Source organism: Mesorhizobium sp. P5_C1 (assembly GCF_054049815.1).
Genome location: NZ_JBFULQ010001146.1, coordinates 1 through 917 on the forward strand (window position 1 = coordinate 1; position 917 = coordinate 917).

At 55.2% G+C, this 917-nt stretch carries 1 protein-coding gene; it reads left to right on the forward strand.

Translation table 11 applies throughout. The features are described 5' to 3' along the window. Nucleotides 1-153 precede the first annotated feature (153 nt). Nucleotides 154-384: a hypothetical protein gene (locus ACXJ7R_RS34490; RefSeq protein ID WP_457155697.1), complete on the forward strand. Its 231-nt coding sequence runs from the start codon at nucleotides 154-156 to the stop codon at nucleotides 382-384. The last annotated feature ends 533 nt before the right edge of the window (nucleotides 385-917 follow it).

Genomic DNA, 917 nt, shown 5'->3' on the forward strand with positions numbered 1-917 from the left:
ACGTCATTCTCCCAAAACTCCCCTAGCAACTATCTTGACGCCTAGCGAAAGAGTGTCAATCGAAATTGGTATATTAGTGTACAACACACTAGCGGGCCCATCGCGGGTCTGAGCGTTCTAGAGGCCGGCACTAGAAAATGTCGGGGCAGGCTGTTGGCGGGCAAGAATTTTGAACTTCTGTTTGAGAAGCAGTTTTCGCTTTTATTGATCGCCGCTATGCAAGCCAATGTAGCCTGCAATCGGAAGAGCCAAATTACGGCTCATGGAGCCACCACGACCTCCAGCGCGTTCTCGTGCGACAGTCAGCTTTCAGGAAACGGCGAAGCTGAAAAGCGCCGTTGCGTCGTGGAAGACGTACGTCAATTTTCGGGGGTCAGAAGCTGACGTTCGCTGACGCCTAGATCTGACCCAAGTCCGCATTCACAGCAGGTCTGAAAGCGAACAGCAGTCTGATCGAGCTTCCTGGAAAGACCCGCATCATGGAGTGCAAGATGGCCTGTATGTGCCTATCCAAGTCGAGCTCGCCCCGTGCCTCAACAGTCAAGCGGCCTTGGCCAGGCGGTCGCGCCGACCGGTCGCAGGATAGGAGCAGATAGCCAGCAATGCTTGCTCTTCAAGTTGGTCTGCCCTCATACGGTCGTGCCGGCTGCAGCCCGCTCGATGAACAACCGCATGGAGTGCATTATAAGTAGTCTCATGGGCTGAGATCAGAGCCTGCAATTCGGCTGAGGTACCTTCCTCCTCTGCAAACGTCGGTTCAACGACAGACGCAATTGCGGTCAACGCAAGAAGCGTACGGCGGGTGACTCCGGGCATGCCTCATATCCTTGCCGTCTGATGAGTTCCGGCACAGCATAGCACCGGCGCAACGGTCCGCAGAGGTACTCTGCAACGCGATCACACTATCTGCTGACAAA